The organism is Xanthobacter lutulentifluminis (genome assembly GCF_043194675.2).
Lineage (GTDB): Bacteria > Pseudomonadota > Alphaproteobacteria > Rhizobiales > Xanthobacteraceae > Xanthobacter.
In genome coordinates, this window is record NZ_CM195525.1 from 3,716,169 (window position 1) to 3,740,526 (window position 24,358).

Here is a 24,358-nt window from a genome sequence, read left to right on the forward strand (position 1 = left end):
CGTCAGCCTGTGGGCAGCATCTGCTCGAGCCGCAGCAGGGCGATGCGCTCGATCTGTGTGAGGGCTTCAGCGATCTCGGTGTCGCGGTCGTGGGCGAGCCGCCGCTCGAAGGCGGCGATGATCTCCGCCTTGGTGCGCCCGCGGATGGCCATGATGAAGACAAAGCCGAACTTCGCCACATAGGCGTCGTTGAGGGCGGTGAAGCGGGCCTTCTCCTCCGCCGTCAGCCGGTCGAGGCCGGCGGAGGCCTGCTCTGCGGTGGAATCGGCGGTGAGCATCTTCGCCTCGGCGAGCTTGCCGGCGAGGTCCGGATGGGCGCGGATGACACCCATCTGCTTCTCCGGCGAGGCCGCGCGCAGCACCGCCGCGAGGGCGGCGTTGAGACCGGCGGCGGTGTCCTCGCGCACGGTGATGCCCGTGTCGTAGGCGCCCTCGGCGATCCAGGGCGAATGCTCGTAGACGCCGCCGAACCGTTCCACGAACAGGCCGCGCGGCATGAAGGACGGGCGGTAGCCCCCCTCCGGCGGATGGGTGGCGATCCAGTGGCGGGCGATGTCGAGCCGGGTCGCCACCCAGACGCCCTCATGGGAGGTGACGTAATCGAGGAAGCGCGCCAGCGCGGCGGCGCGGCCCGGCCGCCCGGCAAGCCGGCAGTGCAGGCCGATGGAGAGCATCTTCGGCGCGCTCTCGCCCTCGGCATAGAGGGTGTCGAAGCTGTCCTTCAGATAGTCGAAGAACTCGGTGCCGGAGCCGAAGCCCGCCGCCACCGAGAACCGCATGTCGTTGGCTTCCAGCGTGTAGGGCACCACCAGCTGCGGGCCGGAAGGGCCCTCGATCCAGTAGGGCAGGTCGTCGGCATAGCTGTCGGCGGTGTAGAGGAAGCCGCCGTCCTCCATCACCAGCGGGATCGTGTTCTCGGCGGAGCGGCCCTGGTAGAAGCCGAGCGGCCGGGCGCCCGTCACCTCGGTGTGGAGGCGGATGGCTGCCTCGATGTGCTCGCGCTCGGCGGCGCGGGTGAAATCCTTGTACTCGATCCACTTGTAGCCGTGGCTGGCGATCTCCCAGCCGGCCTCGGTCATGGCGGCGACGGCCTCCGGGTTGCGCGCCATGGCGGTGGCGACGCCGAACACGGTCACCGGCAGGCCGCGCGAGGTGAACATGCGGTGGAGCCGCCAGAAGCCGGCGCGGGCGCCGTATTCGTAGATGGACTCCATGTTCATGTGCCGCTGGCGGGGCCACGGCGATGCGCCGATGATCTCGGTGAGGAACGCTTCCGAGGCGTTGTCGCCGTGCAGGATGCAGTTCTCGCCGCCTTCCTCGTAATTGACCACGAACTGCACCGCGATGCGGGCGCCGCCCGGCCAGCGCGGGTGGGGCGGGGTGCGGCCGTAGCCGACGAGGTCGCGCGGGTAGGGGCGGCCGGTGACGGGATCGAGCGGTGCGGCCATGGATCAGGAGCCCCGGTAGGTGGAATAGCTCCAGGGCGAGCAGAGCAGCGGCACGTGATAGTGCCCGTCCGCGGCGAGGGTGAAGCGCAGCGGCACCTGGTCGAGGAAGGGCGGCTCCGCCGCGGGGGCGCCGGTGGCGCGGAAATGGTTGCCGATATGGAATACCAGCTCGTAGGTGCCGGCGGCGAAATCGTCCCCGGCGAGCAGGGGGGCGTCGGTGCGGCCATCGGCGTTGGTGCGGCGGGTGGTGAGGAGGGCGCGGCTGCCGTCCGCACCCAAACGGTATAGCTCAACCGCCACATTGACCGCCGGACCGCCGGTAACGGTGTCGAGTACGTGCGTGGACAGGCGCCCCATCTTTTCCTCGCGAGCCTTGCGGACAAACGCTCCGCTGCGGAGCAGCATAACCCGGCTTGGGCCGATCCATTTTCCAAAAAAATCGGAAGATATTTCGATTAGCCAACCATTTTCACAGCGGCGGATTTGATCTTTCATTAGGCATGCCGATGCGTTGGGCAAACCCGCAACCCGGCACCGCTCCGCGCCCTTGGTGCCGGCGCCAAAAACAAGACGCCCTTCCGATACCCGATCGACTGCCTTTCCAGGGGGACCTCATGTCCGAAGCCGTTCATCCCGTAGACGAAATGTTGCCAGCACCGAAACTTGTGGTGCTTGGCCTGCAGCATGTTCTGGTCATGTATGCCGGCGCCGTGGCGGTGCCGCTCATCATCGGCCGGGCGCTGAAGCTGCCACCCGAGCAGGTGGCCTTCCTCATCTCCGCCGACCTGTTCGCCTGCGGGCTCGCCACCCTCGCCCAGTGCCTGGGCTTCCTCGGCGTCGGCATCCGCTTGCCGGTGATGATGGGCGTCACCTTCGCCTCGGTGGGCCCCATGGTCGCCATGGGTCAGGATCCGCAGATCGGCCTCCTCGGCATTTATGGCTCGGTGATCGCGGCGGGCATCTTCGGCATTCTGGTCGCCCCGTTCGTCTCGCGCCTCCTGCCTTTGTTCCCGCCGGTGGTGACGGGAACCATCATCCTCATCATCGGCATCTCGCTGATGCGGGTGGGCATCAACTGGGCGGGCGGGGGCCTGCCTTTCCTCACCCAGACCATCAACGGCCAGTCCGTGCAGGTGGCCAACCCCAACTACGGCCAGCTCCAGGGCCTCGGCATCTCGCTGTTCGTGATGCTGGTCATCCTCGGCCTCATCAAGTGGGGCCAGGGCTTCCTTGCCAATGTGGCGGTGCTGCTCGGCATCATCGCCGGCGCGGTGCTGGCCACCGCCCTCGGCATCATGCACTTCGAGAAGGTGGCGGCGGCGTCGTGGTTCGACGTGATCGTGCCCTTCCACTTCGGCATGCCCACATTCCACTTGGTGCCCATCATCACCATGTGCATCGTGATGGTGGTGGTGATGATCGAATCCACCGGCATGTTCCTCGCGCTCTCCGACATCACCGGTAAGCCGGTGGACCAGAAGGCGCTGACCAAGGGCCTGCGGGCCGACGGCGTCGGCACCCTCATCGGCGGCATCTTCAACACCTTCCCCTACACCTCCTTCTCGCAGAATGTCGGCCTGGTGGGCATTACCGGGGTGCGCTCGCGCTGGGTGACGGTGACCGGCGGCATCATCATGCTCGGTCTCGGGTTGCTGCCGAAGATGGCGGCGCTGGTGGAAGCGGTGCCCCAGGTGGTGCTGGGTGGCGCGGGCCTCGTGATGTTCGGCATGGTGGCAGCCACCGGCGCGCGCATCCTCACCGGCGTCGATTTCCGCACCAACCGCTTCAACCTGTTCATCGTCGCGGTGTCGGTCGGCTTCGGCATGATCCCGCTGGTGTCGCCCAACTTCTTCAGGAACCTGCCGCACGAGCTGCATCCCCTGCTGGAGAGCGGCATCCTGCTCTGCGCCATCGTCGCGGTGCTGCTCAACGTCTTCTTCAACGGCGTGAAGGGCACCTCCACCGAGGAGATCGTCGCGGCCGCCAAGCAGGCCGAGGCGCACTGAGGCGCGCGGGGGTGCGGGGGCGGGGAGCGGCGGTGCGCTCAGGCGGACAGCCGCTCCCCGAGCTTTCCGAGCTCGCGGGCGATGTAGCGCCGGCCCTGGTCCACCAGCATGTCGGCGAAGGTCTTCACCTTCTGCGGCACCAGCTGGCGGGCGGGGTAGAGCACCGCGAGCGTCGCCGGCTTGGGCGGATGCGCCTCCAGCACCGGCACCAGCCGCCCGTCGGCCAGCGCGTCGGCCACCTCGAAGCGGGGCTTCACCACGATGCCCCGCCCATCGAGCGCCCACACGGTGAGCACGTCGCCGTCGTCGGCCTCCAGATGGCCGGTGACGGGCACGGCGAGGTCCCGGCCCTCGTCGGTCAGCATCCAGCGCAATTCCCGAAGGCTCGCGAACCTGAGGAGCAGGCACTGATGGGCAAGCAGATCCTGCGGTCGCCGGGGCACCCCGGCCCGTTCCAGATAGGCCGGCGCGGCGCACAGGATGCGGTCCACCTGGGCCACCTTGCGCATGATCATGGAGGAATCCTCGAAGGTGGCGAGGCGCAGCGCCACGTCGATGGATTCGGCCACGAGATCGAGCGTGTGCTCGGAAAGCCGGAGGCGCACGTCGATCTCGGGGTGCGCCTCCTGGTAGCGCGCCGTCACCTGGGCCACCAGGCGGCGGCCGAGATGCAGCGGGGCGGTGACGCGCAGCGCCCCGCGCGGCAGGGCGCCGAGTTCGGTGACGTTGCTCTCGGCGGCCTCGATCATCCGCAGCGCCTCGGTGATGGCCTCGTAATAGACGCGGCCCTGCTCGGTCAGGCTCATGCGGCGGGTGGTGCGGTTGAAGAGCCGGCAGCCCAGGTGCTTCTCCAGCGTCTGGATGCGGTGGCTGACCACGTTGGCGGACAGGCGCAGCCGCCGCGCGGCCTCCGAGAAGCTCTCGCTTTCCACCGAGGCGACGAACGCCTTCATGTTCTCCAGCACGGCGCTGCGCCCCTTGACCGAAACCACATGAACGATACGCAAGCCGGACGGCGGGGCCAATGGCCCCGGACGGACCGGCGCGCAGAGGCAAATGCCCCTTCTCCTTCCAGACACGGGACCTGAGCGGACATGGAACCAATCCTGCACGAATGGGGCAGCCTGTTGCTGCGCTGGACGCACATCATCGCCGGCATGGCGTGGATCGGGTCGTCCTTCTACTTCATGCATCTCGACGCCAGCCTGAAGGCGACCCCCGACATTCCCGCCGGCAAGGGCGGCGAGGCGTGGGAAGTCCATGGCGGCGGCTTCTACCAGGTGAAGAAGTATCTGGTGGCCCCGGCCTTCCTCCCCGAGGAGCTGGGCTGGCACAAGTGGCAGTCCTACGCCACCTGGATCACCGGATTCTTCCTGCTGATCTGGATCTATTACTACCAGTCGTCGCTGTATCTCATCGATCCGGCGGTGATGAACCTGAAGCCGATCGCCGCCTTCGCCATCGGCATGGGCGGGCTCGCCGCCGGCTGGATCGCCTACGACCAGCTGTGCCGCTCCAAGCTGGGCAACAACCCGACCGCGGTGGGCGTCATCGTGTTCGCGGGCGTGGTGCTGGCGGCCTTCCTGTTCCAGCAGGTGTTCTCGCCGCGCGCCGCCTTCATCCACACCGGCGCGCTCATGGCCACCATCATGAGCGGCAACGTCTTCTTCGTCATCATCCCCAACCAGCACAAGGTGGTGGCGGCGCTGAAGGCGGGCGAGGTGCCGGACCCCTATTACGGCAAGACCGCGAAGCTGAGGTCGTCGCACAACAACTACTTCACGCTGCCCGTCGTCTTCCTGATGATCTCCAACCACTATCCCATCACCTATTCCACGCCCTACGCCTTCGTCATCGTGGCGCTGGCGCTGATCGCGGGGACGGTGATCCGCTATTTCTACAACGAGCGGCACTCGGGGCGCGGCGACAAGCTGTGGTGCTGGCTGGTGGCGGGGCTGTGCCTGCTGCTCGGCATCTTCATCAGCATGACGACGACGCCGGCCGGCCGCATCGCCCTCGGCCTGCCGCCGCTGGTCACCACCGCCTATGCCCGCAGCGGGCCGCCGGTGGAGGTGCCGGACGACGTGCAGAACATCGTCATGGGCCGCTGCTCCATGTGCCACGCGGCCGAGCCGCTCTACGAGGGCATCGTCATCGCCCCGCGCGGGGTCATGCTGGACACGGCGGAGAACATCGCCAAGAACCGCAGCCTGATCGTGATGCAGGCGGCGCTCTCCCACGCGATGCCGCCCAACAACATCACCGAGCTGTCCGCCGAGGACCGCGCGGTGCTCAAGGCCTGGGGCGCATCGAAGTAGCCGCGCTCCCGACCGGCCCCGTCCCCGGGGCCGGTTCCCGGCCCGCGCCGGCGGGCCCCTCGCGGGTGGCGCGCCGCCGCCGCCCGCGCTAACACCCGGAACGACAGAACCAAGGATCACCCCATGACGACCCCCGAGGCCGACACCCTCGCCCGCCTGATCGACGCGCGCGCGGACGACCAGCGCCAGTTCCTGGCGGAGCTGGTGAAGGTGCCCTCCGACAATCCGCCCGGCGACTGCGCCCCCCACGCCGCGCGCGCCGCCGAGCTGCTGGAGCAGCTCGGCTTCACGGTGGAGCGCCACGCGGTGCCGGCGGAGCGGGTGAAGGCGGCGGGCATGATTTCCGTCACCAACCTCATCATCCGCCACCGTTTTGGAGACGGCCCGGTGATCGCCCTCAACGCCCATGGCGACGTGGTGCCCCCCGGCGAGGGCTGGACCCACGACCCGTTCGGCGCCGAGATCGTGGACGGGCGCATGTACGGCCGCGGCGTCGCCGTCTCCAAGTCCGATTTTGCCACCTACGCCTTCGCCCTCGACGCGCTGAAGCGATCCGGCCTGCCCCTGAAGGGCACGGTGGAGCTGCACTTCACCTATGACGAGGAGATCGGCGGCGAGGTCGGCCCCGGCTGGATTCTGGAGACCGGCATCACCAAGCCCGACTATGCCATCTCCGCCGGCTTCTCCTACGGGGTGGTGGTGGCCCACAACGGCTGCCTGCACCTGGAGGTGGAGGTGATCGGCAAGTCCGCCCACGCGGCGCTGCCCTTCACCGGCATCGACGCGCTGGAGGCCGCGACCCACATCCTCACCGCCCTTTATGCCTATCGCGACACGCTCAAGGACCGCGCCTCCGACGTCGCCGGCATCGGCGCGCCGCAGCTGACGGTCGGCCTCATCTCCGGTGGCATCAACACCAATGTGGTGCCCGACCGCGTCACCTTCCGGCTCGACCGCCGCATCGTGCCCGGCGAGAGCCCGGAGGCGGTGGAGGCCGAGGTGCGCCAGGTGATCGCCGATGCGCTCACGGGCTCGAAGGCCCGCGCCGAGGTGCGGCGCATCCTCCTCGCCCGTCCGCTGGTGCCGGGGGAGGGCGCGCACACCCTCGCCGCCACCATCTGCCGGCACGCCTCGGCCGTCACCGGCGAGACGGTGAAGGAGGCCGGCGTGCCCATCTACACCGACGCCCGCCTCTATGCCGAGGCCGGCGTGCCGGTGGTTCTCTACGGCGCCGGCCCCCACACCATCGAGGAGGCCAACGGCCACCGGGCGGACGAGAACCTCGTCCTCGCCGACCTCGACAAGGCCACCCTCGTCATCGCCCTGACGCTGCGCGACCTTCTGTCCTGAAGATCGCCCGTCCCCGGCCCGCGCCTGTGGCCGGGGACGTTCCGGCCCTTCAATGCCGGCCGCCCCTTGGGTAGAGTTGGCGGATGATTCGCGGGCTGCCGGAGAGAGGCTGCGGCACCCGCCGGGGCAGGGGAAGGACACCGGGGCGAATGGCGGAGCGCAACCGGATCAGCGGCGCCCGGCACGGCCGGCGCCTGCCTGCGGGCCCGGCGCCGGCGGTGCCCGGACCGGGCGGCGGGCCGGACCGCACCCTTCCGCGCACCCTTCCGCGCGCCCTGCCAAGGATCGATGCGGTGTCGTCATCCGGCGGCGCGGCTGATGCCGCCGGTTCCGCTGTGGTCTGGCCGGGTCTCTGGCGCGGCGCCGTTCCTCCTGCGAGGAGGCCGGCAGCCGCCCTTGGTGCGTCGACCGCGCTGGCCGGGCTGCTGCTTGCCGTGCCCCAGCTTTCCGCCCCTGCGCTCGCGGCCGGCCCCGACCTGCTGCTCAGCGCCGCGAACGCGCTGTGGCCGGTGCTTGGCCTCGCCGCCGCGGCGGTGGCCGGGCTGTCGGCTCTGCGCGCCCATCGCGTCGCCGCCGCGCTGCGCCAGCGGGTGGATGCCGCCGAGCAGGACGCGATTTCCGCCGGCGCCGCCGCCGCCCGCGCCCGCGCCGAGGCGCAGGCCTGCCGGGTTCTGCTGGCGGGCGAGGCGCCCACCTTCCTGATCTGGACCGGACCCGAGGTGCCCCCCGCCGTGTTCGGCTGCGCCGAGGCGAACCTGCGCGATGCGCTCGGCCCCGAGGCGTCCGCCGGCCTCGATGCCGCCGTGGCGCGCCTGCGGTCCGGCGAGGCTGCGCTCGACGTGTCGCTGCCGTCGCCGGCCGGCGCCCTGCGGCTGGTGGGCGAGGCATCGAACGGCGCCGGCATCCTCCGGCTCGTGCCTGCCGCCTCCGACGACACGGGTCAGCCCGCCGCCGGCGCGTCGGGCGCGGAGGCATCGCCCGGCCCGGATGCCATCGGCCTCGCCGCGCTGCTCGATGCGGCGCCGGCCCCGGCCTGGCTGCGCGGGGCGGACGGCGCTCTGTCCTATGTGAATCCGGCGTTCGTGGCCGCCGTGGGCGCCGCCACCGCCGAGGAGGCGCGCGCGCTCGGGCTCGACCTGCTGGATGGCAAGACCCGCGCCGCCGCCGCCAGTGCCGAGGGCGCAGCCGGCCAGTTCCACCAGCGGGTGCGCGCCGTCACCAAGGGCCAGCGCCGGCAGATGGAGGTGGTGGAGGTGGCCGGGCCTTATGGCACCGCCGGCATCGCCATCGACGTCACCGCCGAGGAGGCCGCCCGCGCCGAGATCCGCGACGCGGTGGCCGCCCATCGGCGCACGCTCGACCAGCTGACCACCGCAGTCGCCATCTTCGGCGCCGACGAGCGGCTGGTGTTCCACAATGCCGCCTACGAGCGGCTGTTCGATCTCTCCCCCGCCTTCCTCGACCAGAGGCCGGCGGAAGGCGCCATCCTCGATGACCTGCGCACCCGCCGGAAGGTGCCCGAGCAGGCGGATTTCCGCGCCTGGCGCGCCCAGCTGCGCGAAGCCTACCGCGCCATCGAGCCGGTGAACGACTGGTGGCACCTGCCCGGCGGGCAGATGCTGCGCGTGGTCATCACCCCCAATGCGGAGGGCGGTGTCACCTATCTGTTCGACGATCTGTCCGAGCATCTGGCGCTGGAGGGCCGCTACAACAGCCTCATCCGCATCCAGGGCGAGACGCTGGACGGCCTCGCCGAGGCGGTGGCGGTGTTCGGCTCGGACGGGCGGCTCAATCTCTACAACCACGCCTTCCTCGCTTTGTGGTCGCTGGACGCGCGCGCGCTCGGCGAGAAGCCCCACGTCGACGCGGTGGCCGCCATGTGCCGGCCGCTGCACGGCGAGACCTCCGCCTTCGCCCGCATCCGCCACGCGGTGACCGCCATCGGCCCGCGCGAGGCGGTGGCGCTGAGGCTGGAGCGGCCGGACGGCCGGGTGCTCGACGGCGCCACCCAGCCGCTGCCCGACGGCGGCACCATGGTGACCTTCCGCGACGTGACCGACAGCGTGAAGATGCAGCGGGTGCTGGAGGAGCGGGCCGAGGCGCTGGAAGCCGCCGACCGGCTGAAGAACGCCTTCGTCGGCCATGTCTCCTACCATCTGCGCACGCCGCTCAACACGCTGATGGGCTATGCCGACATGCTGCGCGAGGGGCTCGCCGGTCCCTTGAGCGAGCGCCAGCGCGACTATCTGGAGCACATGCGCCTGTCCTCGGACCTGCTGCGCGCGCTGATCGACGACATCCTCGACCTCGCCACCATCGACGCCGGCGCCATGGAGCTCGACCTCACCGAGGTGGACGTGCGCGAGGCCGTCTCCGGCGTCGCCGAGGCGGTGCGCGATCCGGTGGCCGAGGCCGGGCTGAAGCTGGCGGTGAGCGTCGATCCCGATGCCGGTCACTTCATCGCCGATGCGCGGCGGGTGCGGCAGATCCTGTTCAATCTCCTGTCCAACGCCATCGCCGTCTCCCCGCCCGGCGGCACGGTCAGCCTCGGCGCCGCCCGGCGCGAGGGCGCGCTCGTGTTCACCGTGCGCGACGAGGGGCCGGGCGTTCCGGCCGAGGTGGCCGACACGCTGTTCGACCGCTTCGAGAGCCGCAGCGCCGGCCCGCGCCATCGCGGGGTGGGGCTGGGCCTTGCCATCGTGCGCTCGTTCATGACGCTGCACGGCGGCTCGGTCACGGTGGCGCCGGCCGTCCGCGCGGCCGATGGCACTCCCGCCGGCGGCACGCTCGCCACCTGCATCTTCCCCTTGACCGGCGAAGGCCGGCGCGAGGCCGCCGAATGACCCTCGCCATCGAACGCCTGCCCGGCCGTCCCGTCGCCTGCCGCGTGGTGCTGCCGGATCTTGCCGCCACCACGCTGCTCGCGGGGCTGCTCGCCACCTGGTTCGGGCCGAAGGACACCATCGCGCTTCGGGGCGACCTCGGCGCCGGCAAGACCGAGTTCGCCCGCGCCCTGGTGCGCGCCTTCGCCGAGGACCCGGCGGTGGACGTGCCGAGCCCCACCTTCCCGATCCTCATTTCCTATGATTTCCCGCGCGGGCGGGTGGTCCATGCGGACCTCTACCGCATCCTCGAGACCGAGGAGCTGTACGAGCTCGGCTGGGACGAGCTGCGCGAGGATGCGCTGCTGCTGGTGGAATGGCCCGACCGCGCCGAGGACAGCCTGCCGGCCGACCGGCTGGAGGTGGAGCTGTTCATCGCCGCCGGCACGCCGTTCGGCGAGGGGCTGGGACCCGAGGCGCGGGTGGCCGTGCTCACCGGCATCGGCAGCGTCGAGGCGCGGCTCGACCGCTTCCAGATCGCCGATGCGCTGATCGAGCAGAGCGGCTTTGCCGCCGCCCGACGGGTGTTCCTGCAGGGCGACGCTTCCAGCCGCTCCTATACCCGCCTCGTGCTGCCGGAGCGCTCTGCCATCCTGATGAACGCGCCGCGCCAGCCGGACGGGCCGGCCCTGCGCCGCGGCCTGCCCTACAGCCAGCTGGTGCATCTGGCGGAGGACGTGAAGCCGTTCGTCGCCATGGACCGGGCGCTGCTGGCGCAGGGCCTCTCCGCCCCGGTGATCCATTCCGCCGACCTCGAGGCCGGGCTGCTGGTGCTGGAAGACCTCGGCCGCGAGGGCGTGGTCGCCGGCTCGCCGCCCGCCCCCATCCCCGAGCGCTACGAGGCGGCGGTGGAGGTGCTCGCCGCCCTGCACGGCCGCAACCTGCCGCAGACGCTGCACGTGGCGCCGCGGGTGGAGCGGGCGCTGCCGCCCTATGACGCTGCCGCCATGCTGTGCGAGATCGACCTGATGCTCGACTGGTACCTGCCGTCGCGGGGTATCCGGCTGGACGGCGTGGTGCGGGAGGAGTTCCACCTGCTCTGGCGCAGCGCGCTCAATCCGGTGCTGGCGGAGCCGGCCACCTGGGTGCTGCGCGATTTCCACTCCCCCAACCTCATCTGGCTGCCCCATCGCGAGGGGCTGCAGCGGGTGGGGCTGATCGACTTCCAGGATGCGGTGCTGGGTCCGGCGGCCTATGACGTCGCCTCGCTGGCGCAGGACGCGCGGGTGGATGTCTCCGAGGAACTGGAGCTCCATCTCGTCGGCCATTACGTGCGGCTGCGCCGCGCCGCCGATCCCACCTTCGACGTGCGCGGCTTCGCGCGTTCCTATGCGCTCATGGGGGCGCAGCGGGCCAGCAAGATCCTCGGCATCTTCACCCGGCTCAACGAGCGCGACGGGAAGCCGCACTACCTCAAGCATCTGCCGCGCATCCGGCGCTATCTCGCCCGCTGCCTCGGCCACCAGGATCTCGGCTCGCTCCGGATGTGGTACGAGGCGGTGCTTCCATCCAGGGACCTTTCCGCGTGACCCATCCGGCACCGCCCGCCATCACCACCGCCATGGTGCTTTCCGCCGGCCTCGGCACGCGCATGCGGCCGCTCACCGACACCCGGCCGAAGCCGCTGGTGGAGGTGGAGGGCCGCGCGCTCATCGACCATGTGCTCGACCGCGTCGCCGAGGCGGGCATCCCCCGCGCCGTGGTCAACCTGCATCACCATGCGGACCTTCTCGAAGCGCACCTGAAGGCCCGCGCCGGGGCGCCTGAGATCATCCTCTCCGACGAGCGCGGCGCGCTGCTGGAGACCGGCGGCGGCGTGCGCAAGGCGCTGCCGCTGATCGGGGCAGGGCCGTTCCTCGCCATCAATTCGGACACCATCTGGATCGAGGGCATGCGGCCCAACCTCTCGCGGCTGATGGAGCGCTTCGATCCCGCCGCCATGGACGCGCTGCTGCTGCTGGCGCCGGCCGCCCTCTCCATCGGCTATGACGGCACGGGCGATTTCCAGATGGACACGCTCGGCCGGCTGACCCGCCGCGCCGAGCGGCAGGTGGCGCCCTTCGTCTATGCCGGCGCCGCGATCCTCAAGCCGGAGCTGTTCGCGGGCACGCCCGAGGGCGCCTTCTCCCTCAACCGCATCTTCGACAGGGCCGCCGCGGACGAACGCCTGTTCGGGCTGCGGCTCGACGGCGTGTGGATGCATGTGGGCACGCCGGACGCCATCGCCCTCGCCGAGGAGGCGATCCAGCGGTCCAGCGACTGAGCGGGGAGGGCGGAGCCATGGCGCGCGTGCTGACCATCCCGCCCTCGGCGCCGTTCCTGCCGACGCTGGCCGAGGCGCTGCTCGACGGCGCCCTTGTGGAGGGCTTCGCCCCGCGCGGCGATCCCATGGCGCTGGCCGGCGCCACCGTCTTCCTGCCCACCCGCCGCGCCGGCCGCCTGTTCGCCGATGCCCTGCTCGCGGCCACCGGCGGCGGCGTCACCCTGCTGCCGAGGATCGTGCCGCTCGGCGACGTGGACGAGGATGCGCTCGCCTTCTCCGAGGATGCGCCGGTGCTCGCCGCGCCCCATGCCATCGCCCCGGTGCATCGCCGGCTGGTGCTGGCGCGGCTGGTGGCCCACTGGCGCGACACCCTCGCCCGCACGGTGGAGCGCGAGGCGGTCGCCGCCGGCACCGGCGCCACCTTCGCGCTGGCCGATGCGCTGGGCGCGCTGTTCGACGATTTGACCACCGCCGGCCTGCCGGTGGAGCGCATGGACGGGCTCGTGCCCGATGAGCTCGACCGCTATTTCCGCGTGGGGCTGGATTTCGTGCGCATCGCCCGCCGCGCCTTCACCGACTATCTGGACGCCGCCGGGCTGGTGGAACCGGCGGCCCGGCGCGATGCGCTGGTGGATGCGGAGGCGCGGCGCCTCACCGCGCTCGGCCGCGCCGCCGGGCCGGTGATCGCGGCCGGCTCCACCGGCTCCATGCCGGCGACGGCGCGGCTTTTGGCTGCCATCGCCGAGCTGCCGCTGGGCGCGGTGGTGCTGCCGGGGCTGGACCTCGATCTCGACGAGCCTTCCTTCGCCCGCATCACCGACCCGCGCGATCCGGCGCCGGACCATCCGCAATACGGCCTGTCCCGCCTCATCGCCCGCATGGGCGTGACGCGTGCGGACGTCGGCACGCTGGCCCCGCCGGCGTCGCACGGGCGGGAGCGCCTCGCCAGCGAGGCGCTGCGGCAGGCCGAGACGTCGGATCTCTGGGCCCGCCTGCCGGAGCGGCTGCCGGGGGAGGCGCTGGCCCGCGCCATGGCCGGCGTGAGCGTGGTGGAAGCCGCCGACCCGCGCGCCGAGGCGGTGGCCATCGCCCTTGTGCTGCGCGACGCCCTGGAGCGGCCGGGCGAGACCTGCGCTCTCGTGACCCCCGATCGCGACCTCGCCCGCCGGGTGGCGGCGGAGATGGCGCGCTTCGGCGTGGCGCTGGACGATTCCGCCGGCACGCCGCTGGCCGACAGCGCCGCCGGCCGGCTCTCCGCCCTGCTGGTGACGGCGGCGGCCGAGGATCTGGCGCCGGTGGCCCTGTTCGCGCTGCTGACCCATCCGCTGGCGCGCTTTTCCCTTGATCCCGAGGCCAAGGCGCCGGCGGTGGCGGCATTGGAGCTTGTCGCCCTGCGCGGCGCCCGCCCGCGTGCCGGCATCGCTGGCCTGCGCGATGCGATCGCTGCCTTTGATCCCGAGGCATGGCGCGGCGGGGACCCGCGCCGCCGGATCGACACCGCAGCCCTCGACCGCGCCCTCGATCTGGTGGATCGGCTGGAGCGCGCCCTCGGGCCCCTGCTGGCGCTTGGGGCCACGCGCGTCCCGTCGGCGCTCGCCGATCTGGTGGCGGCCCACCGCGCGGCCTATGTGGCGGTGGCCGGCGGGCTCGATCCCGAGGCCGAGGATGCCGGCGCCGCCGCCCTCGCGCGCACTTTCGAGATGCTCGCCGCGACGGCGTCCGACGGACCGGCGCTCGACCTTTCCGCCTATGCGGAAGCGAGCGGCGCCCTGTTCGGCGATGCCATGGTGCGCCCGCGCGCCGAGCCCCATGCGCGCATCCGCATCCTCGGCCCGCTGGAGGCGCGCCTCGTCCATGTGGATCGGGTGGTGCTGGGCGCGCTGGTGGAGGGGGTGTGGCCGCAGATCGCGGAAACCGACCCCTGGCTCTCGCGCCCCATGCGCTCCGCGCTGGGGCTGGACCTGCCGGAGCGGCGCATCGGCCTTGCCGCGCACGATTTCGCGCAGAGCCTCGGTGCGCGAGAGGTGGTGCTCTCCTTCGCCGCCAAGGTGGGCGGCACCCAGAGCGTGCCCTCGCGCTTCCTGCAGCGCCTGCGCACCGTGGCCGGGCCGGACGAATGGGACGCCGCCCGCCAGCGCGGCGACCTCTGGGTGGAGGCCGCGCGCAGGCTGGACGACGCCCCCGCCGTGCCCCGTGCCACCCGCCCCGCGCCGGCCCCGCCGCTGGCGCTGCGGCCGCGCCGGCTGTCGGTGACCGAGATCGAGACCTTCCTGCGCGATCCCTATTCCATCTATGCCCGCCACGTTCTGGGGCTGATCCCGCTCGATCCGCTGGACGCCGCGCCGGGCGGGGCGGAGCGCGGATCGGCCCTGCACGAGGCCATCGGCCGCTTCACCGCCGCCTTTCCCGAGGCGCTGCCGCCCGATGCCCTCGATCGGCTGCTGGAAGAGGGCCGGCGCGCCTTCGCCCCGCTCGCCGCCTTTCCGGCGGAGCACGCCTTGTGGTGGGCGCGGTTCGAGCGCGCCGCCGCCTTCCTCATCGGCTTCGAGCGCGAGCGGCGGCCCCATCTCGAACGCATCGTCGCCGAGGCGGGCGGGCGGCTCGACATCCCGCTCGGCGCCGGAACCTTCCGCCTCACCGGCCGTGCCGACCGCATCGAGCTCCGGCGCGACGGGCTCATCAACATCCTCGATTTCAAGACCGGCACCGCCCCCACCGCCCGGCAGGCCGCCTCGCTCTCGCCCCAGCTGCCGCTGGAGGCCGCCATGGCGCAGCGCGGCGCCTTCGCCAACGTGCCGGCGGCGGAGGTGGCGGACATCGCCTATGTGGAGCTGAAGGGCGGTGCCGCTGGAGGCGAGGAGAAGGCCGTGCGCCTCAAGGATCGCGGCACCATGGACCTTGCCGAGGATGCGCTCGCGGGCCTCGAAAGCCTGATGAAGGCGTTCGAGAACGAAACGCAGGGCTATCGCGCGCTGGCGGCACCCCAATGGGCCGGCCGGTTCGGCGGCTACGACCACCTCGCGCGGGTGCGCGAATGGGCGCTGGGCGGGGAGGACGGCGAATGAGCGCGTCCGCTCCCTCCGCCGCGCCCACCGGCCCCAAGGCCGAGGCCACGCGCCGCCAGTCGGATGCCTCCCACCCGGCCTATTCGGCGTGGGTCTCGGCCAATGCGGGCTCCGGCAAGACCCATGTGCTGGCGCGCCGCGTGATCCGCCTGCTGCTGGCCGGCACGCCGCCCGGGCGCATCCTGTGCCTCACCTATACCAAGGCCGCCGCCGCCAACATGGCCAACCGGGTGCTCGCCATCCTCGGCCGCTGGGTGCGGCTCGACGATGCCGCGCTCGACGCCGCCATCCGCGAGACCGTCGACACCGCCCCCGATGCCGCCATGCGCGCCCGCGCCCGTCGGCTGTTCGCGGCGGCGCTGGAGACGCCGGGCGGGCTGAAGATCCAGACCATCCACGCCTTCTGCGGCGCGCTGCTGCATCGCTTCCCGTTCGAGGCGGACGTCGCCGCCGGCTTCGGCGAGCTGGACGAGGTGGGCCGGCAGGAGCTGATGGCCCGCATCCGCACCGATCTGGTGGTGGCCGCCGCCCGCGCGCCTTCGAGCGCGCTGGGGCAGGCGGTGGCGCGGCTGACGGAGGAAGTCTCCGACAGCGGGCTGGTCGAGCTGCTCGACGCTGCGGTGGCGCTGCGCGCGCGCATCCTGCCGCTGGGCGAAACGCCGGCCGCAAGAAGCGCCGCCGTCGCCCGCGTTCTCGGCATCGCGCCGGGGCTGAGCGTCGCGGCAGTCGAGGCGGACATGCTCGAAAGCCCGCATCTGCCGCGCAGCGAATGGCCGGCGGCCGCCGCCGAGCTGTGCGCCTCCGACAAGGCCACCGACCGCACCCGCGGCGAGGACATCGCCGCTGCCGCAGCCGCGCCGGACGCGGCCTCCGCCCGCTTTGCATGGCGCAAGGTGTTCTTCGGCAGCGAGGGGCCGCGCTCCGACCGCAACCTCTGCACCAAGGGCTTCGCCGACCGCGCGCCCGCCCTTGCCGCCCGCCTGCGCGACGAGCGCGACCGCCTGGCCGCGCTGGAGGACAGCGCCCGCGCCGCCCGCGCGCTGGAGCGCACCGACGCGGCCCTGACGCTCGCCGCCGAGGCCTGCCGCCGCTACGAGGCGGAGAAGGCGGCGCGCGGCCTGCTCGATTTCGACGACCTCATCACCAAGGCCGCCCGGCTTCTGGCCGAGCAGCCCACCTTCGTGCAGTACAAGCTGGACCAGGGCATCGACCATGTGCTGGTGGACGAGGCGCAGGACACGAGCCCCGAGCAGTGGCGCGTCGTCTCCGGCCTCGCCAGCGATTTCTTCGCCGGCGCCGGCGCGCGCGAAGGGGTGAGCCGCACCATCTTCGTGGTGGGCGACGAGAAGCAGTCCATCTTCTCCTTCCAGGGGGCGGACCCGCGCGCGTTCGGCGCCATGCGCGCCACCTTCGAGCGCAAGGCCGGCCGCGATGCCTTCCGCCGGGTGGAGCTGCCCCATTCCTTCCGCTCCGCCCCCGGCGTGCTGGAGGCGGTGGATCGCATCTTCTCCCGCGCCGAGGCCCATGACGGGCTGACGCTGGATGCCGGCCCGCCGGTGCATGCCGCCATCCGCGCCGATGCGCCGGCGCTGGTGGAGATCTGGCCCACCACCCGCCCCGCGCCCCAGCCCGAGCCGGACAACTGGCGCCGCCCGCTGGACGAGGCGCCCTCCGACGATCCCGTGGAACGCCTCGCGCGGCGCATCGCCGGCTTCATCCGCGCCGGCATCGCCACCGGCCTCGCCATGCCCTCCCGGCAGGGCCGGCCCATGCGCGCCGGCGACGTGCTGGTGCTGGTGCGCCGTCGCGGCCGGCTGTTCGAGGCGGTGATCCGCGCGCTGAAGGAGCTGAAGGACGATCAGGTGCAGGTGGCGGGCGCCGACCGCCTCGTGGTGGCCGAGCACATCGCCGCCCTCGACCTGATGGCGCTGGGCGACGCTTTGGTCTCGCCCGACGACGATCTGGCGCTGGCGTCCGTCCTGAAAAGCCCCCTGTTCGGGCTCGACGATGCCGATCTGATGGCCCTGTGCCCGGCGCGCGGGGGGCGCCTCGCCGATGCGCTGGCCGCCGCCACCGATCCGCGCCACCTTGCCGCCGCCGCCCGCCTTGCCGGCTGGCGCATGGAGGCGCTGGCGCTGCGGCCGTTCGATTTCTACGCCCGCGTGCTCGGCCGAGATGGCGGGCGCCGCGCGGTGCTGGCTCGCCTCGGCCCGGAGGCGGCGGACGTGCTGGACGAGTTCATGGCCCTCGCCCGCACCTATGAGGCCACCGAGCCGCCGAGCCTTGCCGGCTTCCTCGCCTTCCTGCGCCGGGGCGGCGCCGAGACCAAGCGCGACATGGAGAGCGGGCGCAACGAGGTGCGGGTGATGACCGTGCACGGCGCCAAGGGGCTGGAGGCGCCGCTCGTCATCCTCGCCGATACGGTGGACATGCCGCGGGCGCGGGTGTCCGGCGGCCTCCTCACCGTGCCCGGCGCTGACGGTGACGTGCCGGTGCTGGCGCCGCGCAAGACGGAGGATCCGCAGGCCCTCGCCACCGCCCGCGCCACCGCCGCCGCCCGCGAGCTGGAGGAATATCGCCGCCTGCTCTACGTGGCGCTGACGCGCGCCGAGGATGCAGTGATCGTCTGCGGCGCGGAAACCCGCGCGGCGGGCAAGGACAAGTCCCACGCCCGGCCGGAGGGCTGCTGGTATGACCTGGTGCGCGACGCGCTGGAGCCGGATGCGGAGCTGAAGCCCGCCCTCGGCTTCGAGGGCGAGGTGCTGCGCTGGCGCAAGGGGCCGGGGCTCGCCATCGCCGTTCCGGCCGCCCCTGCGCCAGCCCCGGACGGAGAGGCGCGGGCCCTCCCGGCCTTCGCCGGGCCGCCGCCGGTGGAGCCTGCGCCGCGCATCCTGCGCCCGTCCTCCGCCGCAGCGGCCTTGCCCCCCGGCGCCGCCGTCCCCACCGCTCATGAGGGTCTGGCGCCGCTGGTGCGGGGCGATCTGGTGCACCGCCTCCTCGCCGGGCTGCCGGAGATCGCCCCGGCGGAGCGGGCGGCCGCCGGGATGCGGCTGCTGCGCCATGCCGCCGACGGGGTGCCGGAGGCGCTGCTCGCGCCGGTGCTGGAGGAGGCGCTGGCGGTGCTCGGCCATGCGCCGCTCGCGGATCTGTTCGGCGCCGGAAGCCGGGCGGAGGTGCCCGTCGTGGGCCGCCTGCCGGCCAGCGACGGCGGCGATTTCGCGGTCTCCGGCCGCATCGACCGGCTCGCCGTGACTGAGGAGCGCATCCTCGTGGCCGATTTCAAGACCGACCGCACCCCGCCCGCGCGGGCCGAGGACATCGGGGAAACCTATGTGGCGCAGCTCGCCGTCTATGGCGCGCTGCTGTCGCGGGTGTTCGGCGGACGGCCGTGCGAGGCGCGGCTCATCTACACCGCCGGACCGCTGGTCCACGTGCTGCCGCCCGAGCGGCTGGCGGCGGCACGGGCGCGGCTCGCCCTCACCTCGGCGTGACGGCGCCTTGACGGAGAGGGGAGGGCATCCCTACGTTCGGGCTCAAGATTCAGTGGTTCCCCCCTTTCCCCCCTACGAGGTCTGCCATGTCGGTCGAGAAGGTTTCGGATCAGAACTTTGAACAGGACGTGCTCCAGTCCAGCGCGCCGGTGATCGTGGACTTCTGGGCCGAGTGGTGCGGCCCCTGCCGCATGGTCGCCCCCATCCTCGAGGAAGTGTCCGGCGAGCTGGGCGAGAAGGTCCGCATCGTGAAGCTGAACGTGGACGAGAATCCGCAGACGGCATCCAAGTACGGCATCATGTCCATCCCCACCCTGCTGCTCTTCAAGGACGGCAAGATCGCCTCCCGCCAGGTGGGCGCGGCTCCCAAGGCCAAGCTGGTGCAGTGGATCAACGGCTCCATCTGAGCCGGGGGCGCCCCCCGCGCCCGCAATGACGCAAGGCCGCCGCGGACCCACGGTCCCGGCGGCTTTTTCGTGCCTGCAGCGTGGGTTCAGACGCCGCGCGTGGCGCCGGCCGGGAAGGCGAGCGAACGGCGCTCGGGGCGGGGGGCGAACGCGGCCACCGGCCGCGCCTGCCATGGCCGGTCGAGGCAGGGGCTCGCGTCGTTCAGGCGGGTGGCCTCGCGGCCGGCCTCCTCGGCGCTGGAAAACCGCCGGGCCTCGCGCGGGAAGAAGGCGCCTCCGGGCAGGATGAGGCTGATGCCGCCATCCCCCGTCACGTGCGTCTCGCTGCCATCGAAGAAGACCCAGCCGCACGGCGCCTCCGGCGCGGCGCGCGCCACCACGTGGGTCGAAGCCGGCACGTCGTGCCGCCGCAGCCTGAGGCCAATTCCAAACATCTCGACGCGATCCTCGTTTCCCCCGCAGCAAAGGGGAAATGCCGGAGGCGGGGCTCGCGTTCCCGCATCCCGCGCCCAGCGGCATCACGACGCGCCGACGCCGCAGCCCGTCAGTACCCCACTGCCGCCAGATAAAGCCCGCAGGACGGCGCCATGGGGCCGCAGCGGGAACGGTCGGCGGCCTTCAGCGCGGCTTCGAGGTCATCCGCGCTCCACCGCCCTTCGCCGACGCGCATCAGCGAGCCCACCATGGAGCGCACCTGGTGGTGCAGGAAGGAACGGGCCGAGGTGACGATGCGGATCTCGTCGCCGGCGCGGCTCACGTCCAGCTGGTCCAGCGTCTTCAGCGGCGAGGCGGCCTGGCACTCGGCGGCGCGGAAGGTGGAGAAATCGTGCTTGCCCAGAAGCCGCTGGGCGGCGACGTGCATCGCCTCGGCATCGAGCTTCTGCGGCACCCGCCACGCCCGGTCGCGGTCGAGGGCGAGGTCCGGCCGGCGGTTGACGATGCGATAGAGATAATGGCGGCTGCGGGCCGAGAAGCGCGCGTCGAAGTCGTCCGCCACCCGTTCCGCCGCCAGCACCGCCACTGGATGCGGGCGCAGATGGGCGGTCATGGCGTCGCGCACGGTGTCGGCGCGCCAGTCGCGGGAGAGGTCCACATGGGCCACCTGCCCGGTGGCATGGACCCCGGCATCGGTGCGCCCGGCGCCGGAGACGGTCACCGCCTCGCCGCAGAAGCTGCGGAAGGCCTGCGCGAGCACGCCCTGCACGGTCGGCAGCTCCGCCTGCATCTGCCAGCCGGCGAACGGCGTGCCGTCGTATTCGATGGTGAGCTTGTAACGCGGCATCGCCGCCCGTCAGTCCAGCACCGTGCCGGCGGGCACGGGATTGCCGCGCAGGAAGGCGTCGGCGGGGCCGGCCTGCTTGCCGGCCTTCTGCAATTCCACGAGACGCACGGCGCCCGACCCGCAGGCGATGGCGAGGCCGCCGTCGAGCGCCGTGCCGGGGGCGCCGGTGCCCTCGGCCAGGGCCGAGCGCAGCACCTTCACCCGCGTGCCGTCGGCGAGCGCGAACCACGCGCCGGGGAAGGGGGAAAGGCCGCGGATGCGATTGTGCACCTCTCCGGCGGGCAGGGACCAGTCGATGCGCGTCTCCGCCTTCTCGATCTTCGCCGCATAGGCGACGCCCGCCTCCGGCTGGGGGGTGAAGGCGAGGCCGTCGCGCTCCAGCGCCGCCAGGGCACGGCCCATGAGGTCGGCGCCCAGCACCATCATGCGGTCGTGCAGCTCGCCGGCGGTCATGTCCGCCCCGATGGGGATGCGCTCCACGAGGCCGACGGGGCCGGTGTCGAGCCCGGCCTCCATCCTCATCACCGCGACGCCGGTCTCCCGGTCGCCGGCCATGATGGCGCGCTGGATCGGCGCGGCGCCGCGCCAGCGCGGCAGCAGCGAGCCGTGCAGGTTGAGGCAGCCGAGGCGCGGGGCGTCGAGGATCGCCTGCGGCAGGATGAGGCCGTAGGCCACCACCACCGCCACGTCGGCGTCATGGGCGCGGAACGCCGTGGCGGCTTCCTCGCCGCGCAGGCTCTTCGGCGTCAGCACCGGGATGCCGAACAGCTCGGCCACGCGATGCACGGGAGAGGGGGTCAGGTCGAGCCCGCGACGACCGGCGGGAGCCGGCGCGCGGGTATAGACCGCCGCCACCTCGTGCCCGCGGCCGACGATCTCCGAGAGGGTCGGCACGGCGAAGTCGGGCGTGCCCATGAAGACGATGCGCATGGGGTGTCCCGTGCTCTTGGGTGCGCGCCGGGATCAGGCTTCGGCCCGGTGCCGCGCCTGCTTGGTGAATTTCTTGATGACGCGGTCGCGCTTCAGCTTCGAGATGTGGTCGATGAAGAGCACGCCGTTGAGGTGGTCGATCTCGTGCTGCACGCAGGTGGCGAACAGGCCTTCCGCCTCCACCTCCCGCACGGCGCCGTCCACGTCCTGGAAGCGCACGGTGACGCGGGCAGGGCGCTCCACCTCCTCGTAGTATTCGGGGATGGAGAGGCAGCCCTCGCTATAGACCGAGGTCTCGTCGGAAGCCGCGATGATCTCGGGGTTGATGAGGGCGAGCGGCTTCTTGGCCTCGCCCTCGCGCGCGACGTCGATGGTCACGACCCGCTTCTGCACGCCCACCTGGATCGCCGCCAGCCCGATGCCGGGGGCGTCGTACATGGTGTCGAACATGTCCTCCACGAGCTTGCGGATCTGCCCGTCGATCTTCTCGACCGGGTCGGAAAGGGTCCTCAGCTTGGGCTCGGGGATGATCAGGATGGGTCGCGTCGTCATGTTCGGGAAATAAGCGAAGCTGCGGGCCGGGTCAACATGTTCGCTATTTGTTCGGCGCGGGAATCGCGCTAGAAGACAGCATGTCCGACGCGCTCTTCAGCCTCGCGGGCCATGCCGTCACCCCGGCCGAGGCTGCGGCCGCCGGGGCGGGCGCGTTGGCGCTGCTGCTGTTCCTGGTGATGGTGCTGCTGGCGCGGCAGGCGCGGGCGCGCGCCGATGCCGCGGCCGAGCAGCTCCTGCTGCGCGAGGAGACCGACCGCCGCCTGCGCGATCTCGCCCGCATCCAGTCGGAGACTGCCGGGCGCGTCCAGAACATGGGCGAGGTGCTGGCGCAGCGACAGAGCGAGCTCGCCCGTGCCGTCTCCGAGCGGCTCGACGCCACCTCCCACCGGCTGGGGGAGACGCTGACCACCGCCGCCCGGGCCACCCACGAGAGCCTCACCCGCATCGCCGAGCGCCTGGTGATGGTGGAGGCGGCCGAGCGCAGCCTCTCCGACCTCTCGGCGCAGGTGTTCTCGCTGAAGGAGACGCTGGCCAACAAGCAGGCCCGCGGCGCATTCGGGCAGGCCCGCATGGAGGCGATCGTCGCCGACGGCCTGCCGCGCGGCAGCTTTGCGTTTCAGCACACCCTGTCCAACGGGCGCCGGCCCGACTGCGCCATCTTCCTGCCGGGGGACCCGCGGCCGCTGCTGGTGGATTCCAAGTTCCCGCTGGAGGCGGTGACCGCCCTGCGCGAGGCCCCTTCGCCCGAAGCCCGCAAGAGCGCGGCCCAGCGCCTGCGCAATGACCTGCTGAAGCACGTCCATGACGTGGCCGAGCGCTATTTCGTGCCCGGGGAGACGCAGGACGTGGCCCTCATCTTCGTGCCCTCCGAATCGGTCTACGCCGAGATCTGCGAGCATTTCGACGCGGTGGTGCAGGAGGCGTTCCGGCTGCGGGTGGTGCTGGTCTCGCCCTCGCTGCTGATGCTGGCGGTGCAGGTGGTGCAGGCCATCGCCAAGGATGCGCGCATGCGCGCCGAGGCCGACCGGGTGCGCGCCGAGGTGGCCGCCCTGGTGGCCGACGTGGCGCGCCTGCGCGAACGGGTGGGGGAGCTGTCGCGCCATTTCGGCCAGGTGGGGGACGACGTGAACCGTGTGCTCATCTCGGCGGACAAGATCGCCCGCCGCGGCCTGAGGCTGGAGCAGCTGGATTTCGACGCGCCCGCCCCGGACCTCGCGCCTGCCGGCGATTGAGGCAAGCGATTGAGGGGGAGAAGGCGCCAAGGCATCTTGCGCGGCGCACTTGCCCGTCCGATCCTATATGCTGTGAAGATTCGCGCGCCGGTTGCGGCCGCCCACTGACACTTAGGAAAAGATGCCCGAACTGCCCGAGGTGGAGACTGTCCGCCGCGGCCTCATGCCCGTCCTGCAAGGCGCCGTCATCGAGAGCGCCGAGGCCCGCAGGCCGGACCTGCGCTGGCCGCTGCCCGAGAATTTCGCGGAGCGCCTGGCCGGCCGCCGGATCGAGGCGGTGGGCCGGCGCGCCAAATACCTGCTCGCCGATCTCAGCGGCGGCGAGGTGATGATCCTGCATCTCGGCATGTCCGGCTCCATCCGCATCGACGGCACCAAGGCGAACGGGCGCCCGGGGGTGTTCCACCATCCCCGCGCCGAGGGCGGGCCGCACGATCACGTCGTGCTGCACCTCGCCGGCGGCGCGACGGTGACGTTCAACGATCCCCGCCGGTTCGGCGCCATCCTGATCGTGCCGTACGACCGGCTGGATTCCCATCCGCTGCTCGCCAGCCTCGGGCCCGAGCCGCTGGGCAACAGCTTCAATGCCGAGTATCTCGCCCACGCCTGCGCCCGGCGCCACACCAGCCTGAAGGCGGCGCTGCTGGACCAGAAGCTGGTGGCCGGCCTCGGCAACATCTACGTGTGCGAGGCGCTCTACCGCGCCCGCCTCTCGCCCCGGCGCCTCGCCCACACCATCGCCTCCGCCGCCGGCACGCCCACGGCGCGGGCCGAGCGGCTGGTGATCGCGATCCGCGACGTGCTGCGCGAGGCGATCCAGGCCGGCGGCTCGTCCCTGCGCGATCATCGCCAGGTGAATGGCGCGCTCGGCTATTTCCAGCACGCCTTCAAGGTCTATGACCGGGAAGGCCAGCCCTGCCAGACGCTGCGGTGCCGCGATACGGTGCGGCGCATCATTCAGGGCGGGCGCTCCACCTTTTATTGCCCGACCTGCCAGCGCTGAGCGGCCCTCGCGCCGTCCCCGGCGCGGGCGCGGAAGCTGCCGCGCAAGAACGCGTGGGCGGGCGCCTTTCCTCTTCCGTCCGCGCCGCCGAAATGGTTAGAGCACGGGCGACCGCGGGCGCCGCGC

At 72.2% G+C, this 24,358-nt stretch carries 18 protein-coding genes; 11 read left to right on the forward strand and 7 right to left on the reverse strand.

Features of this window, described 5'->3' with window-relative positions:
• Positions 1-2 precede the first annotated feature (2 nt).
• Positions 3-1,448 (reverse strand): allantoinase PuuE, encoded by a 1,446-nt coding sequence (puuE, locus tag V5F49_RS17090; protein ID WP_394116748.1) that lies wholly within the window; start codon positions 1,446-1,448, stop codon positions 3-5.
• A gap of 3 nt (positions 1,449-1,451) precedes the next feature.
• The gene (uraH, locus tag V5F49_RS17095) at positions 1,452-1,805 is read right to left on the reverse strand and encodes a hydroxyisourate hydrolase (protein ID WP_394116749.1); all 354 of its coding nucleotides are present in this window, start codon (positions 1,803-1,805) and stop codon (positions 1,452-1,454) included.
• Between the two features lie 257 nt (positions 1,806-2,062).
• Between uraH and V5F49_RS17100 the strand changes: the two genes are divergently transcribed.
• Positions 2,063-3,454: a nucleobase:cation symporter-2 family protein gene (locus tag V5F49_RS17100; RefSeq protein ID WP_394116750.1), complete on the forward strand. Its 1,392-nt coding sequence runs from the start codon at positions 2,063-2,065 to the stop codon at positions 3,452-3,454.
• 38 nt (positions 3,455-3,492) lie between these two features.
• Here the strand turns inward: V5F49_RS17100 and V5F49_RS17105 are convergent, their stop codons facing one another.
• Complete coding sequence (locus V5F49_RS17105; RefSeq protein WP_394116751.1) at positions 3,493-4,461, reverse strand: LysR family transcriptional regulator; 969 nt, start codon at positions 4,459-4,461, stop codon at positions 3,493-3,495.
• Between the two features lie 87 nt (positions 4,462-4,548).
• Between V5F49_RS17105 and V5F49_RS17110 the strand changes: the two genes are divergently transcribed.
• From V5F49_RS17110 to trxA, 8 genes are all read left to right on the forward strand, one after another.
• Positions 4,549-5,772, forward strand: a complete 1,224-nt coding sequence (locus V5F49_RS17110) for a urate hydroxylase PuuD (protein WP_394116752.1) — start codon at positions 4,549-4,551, stop codon at positions 5,770-5,772.
• 123 nt (positions 5,773-5,895) lie between these two features.
• Positions 5,896-7,122, forward strand: a complete 1,227-nt coding sequence (locus V5F49_RS17115; protein ID WP_394116753.1) for an ArgE/DapE family deacylase — start codon at positions 5,896-5,898, stop codon at positions 7,120-7,122.
• 434 nt (positions 7,123-7,556) lie between these two features.
• Positions 7,557-9,965 carry a sensor histidine kinase gene (locus V5F49_RS17120; RefSeq protein ID WP_394116754.1) on the forward strand — a complete coding sequence of 803 codons (2,409 nt, stop codon included), beginning with the start codon at positions 7,557-7,559 and terminating at the stop codon, positions 9,963-9,965.
• The gene (gene tsaE / locus V5F49_RS17125; protein ID WP_394116755.1) at positions 9,962-11,533 is read left to right on the forward strand and encodes a tRNA (adenosine(37)-N6)-threonylcarbamoyltransferase complex ATPase subunit type 1 TsaE; all 1,572 of its coding nucleotides are present in this window, start codon (positions 9,962-9,964) and stop codon (positions 11,531-11,533) included. Before V5F49_RS17120 ends, tsaE begins: the two co-directional genes overlap by 4 nt.
• 32 nt (positions 11,534-11,565) lie before the next feature.
• On the forward strand, positions 11,566-12,267 hold the full coding sequence (locus tag V5F49_RS17130) for a nucleotidyltransferase family protein (RefSeq protein WP_394116903.1): 702 nt from the start codon (positions 11,566-11,568) through the stop codon (positions 12,265-12,267).
• Between the two features lie 17 nt (positions 12,268-12,284).
• Positions 12,285-15,332 carry a double-strand break repair protein AddB gene (gene addB, locus V5F49_RS17135; protein WP_394116756.1) on the forward strand — a complete coding sequence of 1,016 codons (3,048 nt, stop codon included), beginning with the start codon at positions 12,285-12,287 and terminating at the stop codon, positions 15,330-15,332.
• Positions 15,329-18,823: a double-strand break repair helicase AddA gene (gene addA / locus V5F49_RS17140; RefSeq protein WP_394116757.1), complete on the forward strand. Its 3,495-nt coding sequence runs from the start codon at positions 15,329-15,331 to the stop codon at positions 18,821-18,823. The genes addB and addA overlap by 4 nt, the downstream gene beginning before the upstream one ends.
• An 86-nt stretch (positions 18,824-18,909) precedes the next feature.
• Positions 18,910-19,230, forward strand: coding sequence for a thioredoxin (trxA, locus tag V5F49_RS17145; RefSeq protein WP_394116758.1), 321 nt, complete (start codon positions 18,910-18,912; stop codon positions 19,228-19,230).
• Between the two features lie 86 nt (positions 19,231-19,316).
• Here trxA and V5F49_RS17150 read toward each other — a convergent pair whose 3' ends face one another.
• The 4 genes from V5F49_RS17150 to def form a co-directional block, all read right to left on the reverse strand.
• Positions 19,317-19,664: a hypothetical protein gene (locus V5F49_RS17150; protein WP_394116759.1), complete on the reverse strand. Its 348-nt coding sequence runs from the start codon at positions 19,662-19,664 to the stop codon at positions 19,317-19,319.
• Positions 19,665-19,774: 110 nt separating this feature from the next.
• The gene (truA, locus tag V5F49_RS17155) at positions 19,775-20,512 is read right to left on the reverse strand and encodes a tRNA pseudouridine(38-40) synthase TruA (protein WP_394116760.1); all 738 of its coding nucleotides are present in this window, start codon (positions 20,510-20,512) and stop codon (positions 19,775-19,777) included.
• A gap of 9 nt (positions 20,513-20,521) precedes the next feature.
• Positions 20,522-21,442, reverse strand: a complete 921-nt coding sequence (fmt, locus tag V5F49_RS17160; protein ID WP_394116761.1) for a methionyl-tRNA formyltransferase — start codon at positions 21,440-21,442, stop codon at positions 20,522-20,524.
• A 33-nt stretch (positions 21,443-21,475) separates the two neighbouring features.
• Positions 21,476-21,994, reverse strand: coding sequence for a peptide deformylase (gene def, locus V5F49_RS17165; RefSeq protein ID WP_394116762.1), 519 nt, complete (start codon positions 21,992-21,994; stop codon positions 21,476-21,478).
• An 80-nt stretch (positions 21,995-22,074) separates the two neighbouring features.
• Between def and V5F49_RS17170 the strand changes: the two genes are divergently transcribed.
• Positions 22,075-23,229 carry a DNA recombination protein RmuC gene (locus tag V5F49_RS17170; protein ID WP_394116763.1) on the forward strand — a complete coding sequence of 385 codons (1,155 nt, stop codon included), beginning with the start codon at positions 22,075-22,077 and terminating at the stop codon, positions 23,227-23,229.
• A 121-nt stretch (positions 23,230-23,350) separates the two neighbouring features.
• Positions 23,351-24,232 (forward strand): bifunctional DNA-formamidopyrimidine glycosylase/DNA-(apurinic or apyrimidinic site) lyase, encoded by an 882-nt coding sequence (mutM, locus tag V5F49_RS17175; protein ID WP_394116764.1) that lies wholly within the window; start codon positions 23,351-23,353, stop codon positions 24,230-24,232.
• Positions 24,233-24,358: the final 126 nt, after the last annotated feature.